At 61.2% G+C, this 8,334-nt stretch carries 8 protein-coding genes; 2 read left to right on the forward strand and 6 right to left on the reverse strand.

Annotated elements, in window-relative coordinates; all coding sequences use genetic code 11:
- Positions 1–258, forward strand: a 258-nt coding sequence (locus AC07VL_RS27825; protein WP_494808722.1) for a hypothetical protein, incomplete at its 5' end; no start/stop codon positions are given.
- Between the two features lie 25 nt (positions 259–283).
- Here AC07VL_RS27825 and AC07VL_RS27830 read toward each other — a convergent pair.
- Positions 284–1,363: a tartrate dehydrogenase gene (locus tag AC07VL_RS27830; protein WP_494808723.1), complete on the reverse strand. Its 1,080-nt coding sequence runs from the start codon at positions 1,361–1,363 to the stop codon at positions 284–286.
- A 103-nt stretch (positions 1,364–1,466) separates the two neighbouring features.
- On the opposite strand from AC07VL_RS27830, the gene AC07VL_RS27835 reads away from it, so the two are divergent.
- Positions 1,467–2,369 (forward strand): LysR family transcriptional regulator, encoded by a 903-nt coding sequence (locus tag AC07VL_RS27835; protein WP_494808724.1) that lies wholly within the window; start codon positions 1,467–1,469, stop codon positions 2,367–2,369.
- Between the two features lies 1 nt (position 2,370).
- On the opposite strand, the gene AC07VL_RS27840 is transcribed toward AC07VL_RS27835, so the two are convergent.
- The 5 genes from AC07VL_RS27840 to AC07VL_RS27860 form a co-directional block, all read right to left on the reverse strand.
- A complete protein-coding gene (locus AC07VL_RS27840) occupies positions 2,371–3,861 on the reverse strand; it encodes a DUF3482 domain-containing protein (protein WP_494808725.1) in 1,491 nt (496 codons plus the stop codon).
- On the reverse strand, positions 3,858–5,336 hold the full coding sequence (locus AC07VL_RS27845; protein ID WP_494808726.1) for a DUF2868 domain-containing protein: 1,479 nt from the start codon (positions 5,334–5,336) through the stop codon (positions 3,858–3,860). The genes AC07VL_RS27840 and AC07VL_RS27845 overlap by 4 nt, the downstream gene beginning before the upstream one ends.
- 62 nt (positions 5,337–5,398) lie before the next feature.
- Complete coding sequence (locus AC07VL_RS27850; RefSeq protein WP_494808727.1) at positions 5,399–6,034, reverse strand: phosphatase PAP2 family protein; 636 nt, start codon at positions 6,032–6,034, stop codon at positions 5,399–5,401.
- Between the two features lie 278 nt (positions 6,035–6,312).
- Positions 6,313–7,539: a sensor histidine kinase gene (locus tag AC07VL_RS27855; protein ID WP_494808728.1), complete on the reverse strand. Its 1,227-nt coding sequence runs from the start codon at positions 7,537–7,539 to the stop codon at positions 6,313–6,315.
- Complete coding sequence (locus tag AC07VL_RS27860; RefSeq protein WP_494808729.1) at positions 7,526–8,215, reverse strand: response regulator transcription factor; 690 nt, start codon at positions 8,213–8,215, stop codon at positions 7,526–7,528. The genes AC07VL_RS27855 and AC07VL_RS27860 overlap by 14 nt, the downstream gene beginning before the upstream one ends.
- Positions 8,216–8,334: the final 119 nt, after the last annotated feature.

Here is an 8,334-nt window from a genome sequence, read left to right on the forward strand (position 1 = left end):
CGCCAATCCGAAGATCGGCGCTGCACTGCATCAAATGTCCACACTTATCGACTGTTAATTGTTAAAGAACGGTATTCAGTACTGCTTATTTGCAATTTTCGCGCTATCGACAAAGCGTTGTGTTTGTCAGCTGCGAAGAAGAAAGAGTATGAGGCATTTCGCTACATCCGTCAACATCTTCTTTTCTGCTACATCGCCGTTTCCGGTGATCCTCAAGTGCCGCATTTGACTGCGTCTCATTGGGGAGGCGAACTATAGCAAAACCGCCCATGGGCCGCAAGCCTTATTTCAGCAATGTAGCGATTGCCGTGCCCACATCGGTGGTACTGGCGCGGCCGCCCATGTCCGGCGTACGCGGGCCGTGCTTCAGCACCTGCTCGATGGCGCGCACAATCGCATCATGCGCGGCCCGGTGATTGGCGTCGCCATTGCCGAGAAAGTCCAGCATCATGGCCCCCGACCAGATCATGCCGACGGGGTTAGCGATATTCTGTCCATAGATATCGGGCGCGGAACCGTGCACCGGCTCGAAGACGGAGGGGAAGGTCCGCTCCGGGTTGATATTGGCCGACGGCGCGATGGCGATCGTGCCCGTGCAGGCGGGACCCAGGTCGGACAGGATATCGCCAAACAGGTTCGAGGCCACCACCACGTCGAAACGCTCCGGACTCAGCACGAAGCGGGCCGCCAGGATGTCGATATGGTATTTGTCCCAGCGCACATCGGGGAAGGCAGGTCCCATCGCTTCCACCCGCTCATCCCAATATGGCATGCTGATCGCAATGCCGTTCGACTTGGTGGCCGAAGTCAGGTGTTTCTTGGGGCGGCTTTGCGCCAGCTCAAACGCATACTTCAAAATACGGTCGACGCCCTTGCGCGTAAAGACGGATTCCTGCAGCACCGTTTCACGCTCCGTGCCCTCGAACATGCGTCCGCCCACGGAGGAATATTCTCCCTCCGTATTTTCACGCACCACGTAGAAGTCGATATCCCCCGGTTGTTTGTGCGCCAGCGGGCACGGCACGCCAGGCATCAGGCGCACGGGCCGCAAATTGACGTATTCGTCGAACTCTCGCCGGAATTTCAACAGCGAGCCCCACAGCGAGATATGGTCGGGCACCTTGTCAGGCCAGCCCACGGCACCAAAATAGATGGCATCGAAATCCTTGAGCTGCGCAAACCAGTCCGACGGCATCATTTGCCCGTGTTCCAGGTAATAGTCGCAATTGGCCCAGGCCATCGTCGTGAACTGCAGGTCGATATTGAAACGGCGCGCGGCGGCTTCGACGACACGCAAGCCCTCCGGCATGACTTCATTGCCTATGCCGTCGCCGGCGATGACTGCGATTCTGTGTGGGGGCATCACGTTCTCCTGTTGATAGATGGATGCATTAATCATACTGGCGTCACATCAGAATACAATCGGGGTATTCATAACCCGAGTATCCACATTTCGTGGCCAATCGATGAAAAATACGCCACTGCTGGAAGATTTACGCCTGTTTTGCCTGGTAGCCCAGAAAACCAGCTTTGCCGCCACGGCGCTGGAACTGGGCATTTCCAAGGCCGTCGTCAGCAAGCGCATCGGCATGCTGGAAGCAGCCATGCAGGCGCGCTTGCTGCACCGGACCACGCGCCGGGTCAGCGTGACCGATCACGGCGAGATCGTGCGGCAATGGGCGCTGCGTATCTTGGAAGATGTCGAGCAGATGGGCGAAGCGGTGGCGCAATCAAAATTGCAGCCGCAGGGCGTGTTGCGCATCTGCTCCAGTTCCGGCTTCGGCCGCAACCGGCTCGGCCCTGCCCTGTCCCAACTGGCACGGCAACATCCTGAACTGCAAATACAGCTGGAACTGATCGACCGCCCTGTCGACCTGCTGGGCGAAGGTTTCGACCTCGACATCCGGGTCGGCGTAGTGCACGAGCCCGACCTGATCGCGCACCGTATCGCCGCCAACAGCCGCGTACTGTGCGCCGCGCCCGCCTACCTGGCCCAGCACGGCACACCAAGCACCCTGGCGCAATTACGCGACCATCACTGCATCGTCATCCGCGAACGCGACCAGGATGGACAGCGCTGGAAACTGCAGGGCCCGCAAGGGCTGGAAACCGTGAAAGTCGACGGGCCGCTGTCTGCCAACAATGGCGAGATCGTGCACCAATGGGCACTCGATGGCCACGGCATCATCTTGCGCTCCGCCTGGGACGTGGACAGCAGCCTGGCACGAGGGCATCTGGTGCGTATCTTGCCCGCCTACCAGCAGACGGCCGATGTGTGGGCGGTCACGACCTCGCGGCTGTCGAACTCGGCCAAGGTCCGCGTCTGCGTGCAGTTTCTGCAACAGTGGCTGCAGGCGCGGGATGCCTGACTCACACCTGGCGCGCCACCTCCGGATACAGGCGCGCCAAGGTATCGGACGTCATTGCCGACAGAATGGGCAGCACGCGCTCAGCTGCCAGCTCCGGCGATTTTTCGCGGCGCACGTCTTTCCATAACTCCAGCAACGCGCCATCATGGTCCGCCACCGCCCGTTCCACTTCATCCTGCCAGAAGGCAGGCGCTTCGCTTTCGACGAAATTACCGCGGCCACGGCCAAAATGCGCCACCGCCAGATAACGCAGCACGCCCGCCACCACCAGGGTGCGCAGGAAGGCGTCCGTAAATTGCATGGTGGGCTCATTGCGATCCGTGCCGGAATTAAACCCCCAGGCGGCGCCCGCGAACGTCAGCGCACCGACGACGCCGCCAAGCAAGGCGCCCGTGCCCAGGGTGAGGCCGCCGGAAATCAGGTCTGCCGACAGGCCCGTCGCCGCGCCCGAGATCATGGCGCCCAACAGACCCGCTTGTGCCTTGTCGATCGGCGCGCGCACGGCAAAATTTTCCCGCACCCGTGCATTGATCTTATGCGCATCGGTGGGGTCGAGTTTGTGCAGGATCAAGAGTTCACGCGTGGTCTCGCCGCTGCGCGTATTCAACCGCGCCACCAGATTGCCCATGGCCTTTTCCTGGCGTTGCTGCTCTTCATTCTTGCCGATGCCCACCACCTGCAATGCGGATTTCAACAAGCCCTTGGATACAGGATCGATCGCTTCGCTGTCCTGCGCGGCCACGGCCAGCTGCGTGGCCAGCAGATGCATGGCCTGCTGGAAACGCGCCGTATTCTGCGCTTGCCATGTGGCAAATAATCGCGCATAGCCGGCCTGCTGCGACTGGGGCAAGAGCTTGCCCACGGCTTCGTAAAACACACGTTCGTGCACCCAGCAGCGGGCAAACGCATCGAGAGCCAAGACGTCGCGCACGATGGGATATTGCTGCAGATGCGCGCGCCAGCGCGCCTGTTCGCCGTGTTCCTCATTGCCAGGACGTGGCGGCCCCATCTGATTAAGCAAGACCACCACGGGTTTGCCCAGCCACTCGAGGATTTTCATTTCCGCCGGCAGATAACCCGCATCCTTGGGATTTTCCGAGGAATTGACGAGGTACAGCACGACATCGGCCGCATCCTTGGCCGTGCGCAAGGCTTGCTGGCTGAGCCAGAACGGGCGGTCCCGATAGCGGTCCAGCACTTCGCGCAGGAACCAGCCGATGGGATTGCCCGACTGGCCCAGCCGCTTGAGCAGACGCACGGAATCGCCAAAGCCGGGCGTGTCCCACAATTGCAAGGTATCGCCCTGCGGCGTGGCCAGCAGGGTGTGCGATTCCGCGAATACTGTCACGTGGGCGGCATCGCGCACTTCGCCGATATCCACGCCCACCAGGGTGCGCGCCAGGGTGGTCTTGCCATTATTCGTATGCGAAATCAGCGCAAACTGAATCTGCACCGCATCGACCTGCCCCTCTTTGTTGACATTCACACTCATGCTGCTGCCGATACTTTCAGCCCGACACCGCCGTCGAGCGGGTGCAGGGCGGGATTAAGCAAATTGACCAGGGTGGCCGTCGTCTTGTGGAACTGGCAGAACTGTTGCCACAGGGCGACTCTTTCTGCCAGGCGCGCGGCATTGTCCGCTTGTTCGCCGGCATGTTCCAGGTAGCTGGACTCGTCGATCAGGACGGCGATGCCGCGCGTCGACGATTGCACCAGGTAATCGAGGAAGGCGCCGTGGTTTTCCTTTTCCGGCGTTGCCGTCAGATTGAACAGCACGGCCGTGATATTGACTTGCGGATCATTCAGGTCCGTGCCGCGCAAGACGTCCTGCGGCTCTTCGCCATACGACGTCGATGGCCGCAGCATCATGCGCCCCTGTTCGCCAAACAGCATGATGGAGAGCTGGCCCAGGCCCTTGTGGCGCGCTTCATCGACCGTAAAGCTGTACGGCAAGACGCGCAGCATGCCGCCCGTGGCCACGCCGATGCTTTCATTGAGCTTGCGGAAATACGGCTGATCCAGATCCAGCGGAAAGTGCCTGGCCAGGCGCGCGGCGCGCCAGTTGTTGGCCAGGGCCAGGACCAGACGGGGCACGACGACCAGCAGGAAGATGGTGGCCGCATACAAATGCACCCAGCGCGCGCCACCCTCGACGTTCGTCGTTTGCGGGAAACGCAGCGCTTCGATTTCCGCCAGCGAAAAGCCTTGCAGATGAAACAGGGCAATGGCTGGCGTAAACAGGGTCGAAAGCAGGCCGTGCACCTGGCTGGCACTGAGGAAGGTGCTTTCCCAGCCGGCCGCGTATTGCGACAGGAAACCGCGCGCATACAGCGAGGCGACGGCGCCGATGGCGAACATGGCGGCGCTCAGGTGGATGGTGCGGCCCAGGCGCGCAGCCGTCAGTTTCGCGCTCAGGTGCGCCCATTCGCCCATGAAGCTGAGCAAGCCCGCTGACAAGGCGTGCGGCAGCTTGCGCGGCAGGGACAGGCGCCCCACGCTCAGGTGGCGCACCAGTCCCGCTTTCGGCCAGCCGAGGGAATGCGAGGGAATGCACAGCCAGATCAGCAAGCCCAGGTACACCAGCAGATTCCAGGCGATGATCAGCAGCAAGGGGGCCGACAGCAGGTCGACGCGGTGCGGGTCCGTAATGCGGTCGAGTCCGGCTCCGAGCAACAGGGCCAGCAGGGGCAAGGTCAGCGCCAGGGTTTTCATGCCATTGCGGCGCTTCGCGAAAGCGGCGAAAGCTGGCGTGCGTTCGGTGATGCGTTTGATGATGAGTTCGGAGCGCTGCTGCAGGAAGTCGTCGCCCGTGACCTCGGCCTGCTTGCCTGAAGCTTGCCACTGGGCAAGCTCACGCGCGCTGCGGCTGGCATACATGCGGTCGTCCTCGCTGAGGACTTCTTTTTTCTGATCGGCCGTCTCGATAGCCCGGACCAATACCACTTCTCTCGCAATCTGCTCGTTCATGGTGCTCCTGTTTTTGTATGAAACGACAACTCGACAGGCAGATTGTGACGTACTTTTCCGTTTCAGGCCAACGCGTCGTCCGCCTTCAGCAGCTGGTACAGCAGATACACGAGGAAGGAGGCGATCCACGCCGACCACAAGGTATGCGTAAGGAACTGCGCCCCTTGCAGTTGTTGCAGCCAGCCCAGCCCCAGGCCGCACAGCAGCATGACGCCACCCGCCAGCACCGCCAGGCGTGGCCGGCGCGGCAGGAAAAATAGCGGCAAGGCCAGCAGCCACCAGGCATGGCTCGCCCCGGTGGCCGGCAGGCAGACCATGGCGGACGCCTGCGCCGGCACGCTTTCCAGCAGGCGCGTGTAGGATGCCAAGCCACCATAGCGCAATACCTCCGTCGGGCACGGCACGCCGCTGAACGCGGACAGCAGATAGATGCCGAGCGGCACCAGGACGGCCGACAACGCCAGCACGCGCAAGGCCGTACGGCGCGAAGCGCACCAAGGCAAGGGGCGCAGCGCATCCCAGATCGCCAGCAAGATCGCGGCGCCGGCCAGCAAGGTCATGCCGGACTGAAGACTATCCGCCAGTGCGTTGGCCGTGCCGGCAAACTGCCCCCGCGCGCCGTCATACATGCTGTCGGCGAGCGCCAGGTCGAGATTGCTGTAATTGCCAATTCCAATGATCAGGACGGCCGATAACATGAATGCACTATCGATACGTTTGGGGAGAGTAAGGAACTTCAGTTTGGCCAGCATGGATACGCACAATTACTTGATGGGATGAAAAGGACTGGCCGCATGCAAGGCAGCAGCCATGCGAGTCATCGTACAGTGTCAATATGAAGAGAACATGACGGCATCCCCCATGCACGGCGGCGTGGCAAGACAAGCGTCCGGGCAGACCATACAAGGAGGGAGGTGAAAACCACGTCAGATATGCGTTATATTTTCGTTAAATGTACGCAAATCACGTGTAACACTTACAGAAAATCAATACACAATACGCTACCGCCGCCGGGGCGGAGAGTAAATGTCAGGCTGGCGCCCAGATGCAGGCAAATGCGTTGAACCAGGCCCAGTCCCAGGCCCGTGCCGGACGAACCGCCCAGGCTGGCCGGTATGGGCTGGTGCAGCAGGCGCGCGCTCGCCGCCTCCGGCAAGCCGGGTCCCGTGTCCTCGACGATCAGGGCCCGCCCCGCCAGGCGCACGGTGACCTCGCCCTGCAAGGTGTACAGGCAGGCGTTGCGTACCAGGTTGCCGATGGCGGCGGCGAGCAGCTCGCGCGGAGCATCGAGCTGAAAGTCGTGGTCCGGCACAAAGACGAGCGTCAGCGGCTTGCCCGCCGTGTACGGCTGGTAACGCTGGCATTCCTGCCGGGCCAGTTCTGCGACAGAAAATGGCGCACATTCCAGCAACTCTGGCGCCCGCGCCAGGCGCAGCAGCACCGTCACGGAATCGCTGGCTTCGCGCGCGGCCCGCGCAATGCGTTCGGAGGCGGCCCGCACGACAGGGTCGCCGTCGCCATGCTCCATCAGGATTTCCGCCGCGCCCGTAATCACCGTCAACGGCGTGCGCAGTTCGTGGCTGACATCTCCCGTAAAAAACCGCTCCCTGTCGAGAACTTCCGCCAACTCCGCCGTACGTGCAGCAAAAGCGCGCGCCAGGATTCCCAGTTCATCGGCACTATCCTGCAGCGGCAGTGCCGGCTGGCCAGCCTTGACGGCTTGCGCCAGCGCCATGATGGGCGTGATCAGGCGGTTGGCGATGAAGGCGCCCAGCAAGGAAGCGCAAATAAGGAAACCGAGAAATGCCAAGGCAAACATGCTGTAGACCACCAGCTCGATCTTTTCATATTCCGTGGCATGGTCGATGACGACGAAGTCGCCATGCACGTCGCGGCCAGCCAGCACGTGCAGATCGACGCCGTCGACGGTTTTTTCATGCATGCCGGGTGCCAGCCCGCGCAGCGGCGGCGGGGTATCGCCGGCGTGATGAAAACTCAGGCCGGCCGGCATCTCGACGGACAGACCGGCCGCATGCCGCGGCGAGGCCCAGGCCGCCACTTCTTTGAGGCGTTCATCGACGAGGCGCACCTCGATACCTTCGACGGCGATGGCGGCGATGATGGCAAAAAAGAGACTCGCCACCACGGCAAACAGGAGATAAACGACGATGATGCGCCGCTTCAAGGAGCTAAACGGCCGCATCTTCGCTCAGCAGTTTATAGCCGATGCCGGAAATGGTGCGCAGCATGGGAAAGGCGTATGGCTTGTCGAGTACTTGTCTTAGCGCATGGATGTGCGTGCGCAAGGCATCACTGTCGGGGCGGTCGTCACCCCAGACTGCATGCTCGAGCCGGTCGCGCGGCACCAGTTTGGGCGCCTCAATCATCAGGCATTTCAGGATGGTGTAACCAGTCCTGGTCAAGGTCAGGAGCTGGCCGGCGCGCCGGACTTCAAATTTTTCTGTATCGAAACGCAATTCGCCCACAGTCAGGATGGCCGCGCCCGTATTTTGCCCGCGCGCGCGGCGCAACAAGGCTTGCAGGCGGATTTCCAGTTCCAGCAAGGAAAATGGCTTGACCAGGTAATCATCAGCACCGCTATCAAAGCCGGCAACCTTGTCTTGCAAGGTGTCACGCGCCGTCAGCATCAGCACCGGTGTACTGTTGTGCAATTCACCGCGCAGTTTCTGGCATAGTTCCAACCCGGTCAAACCAGGCAACATGACATCGAGCACGATCACATCGTATGCATGCTGGGCCAGCAAGGCCAGGCCGGCATAGCCATGCATGGCCGAATCGAGCACATGGCCCTTGGCTTCCAGGTAGGCATAGAGATTGGCGAGAATATCGGGATTGTCTTCAATGATCAGGATGCGCATACCGCCATTGTAGGGGGTATTGAACGACATCCCGTAAAACCGGCAGACGAAAAAAAACCCGCTCATTGCTGAGCGGGTTTTTCTCTTACTGCGAATAACAAGCCTGACGATAACCTACT

The organism is Janthinobacterium sp. GW821-FHT03C08, assembly GCF_059420905.1.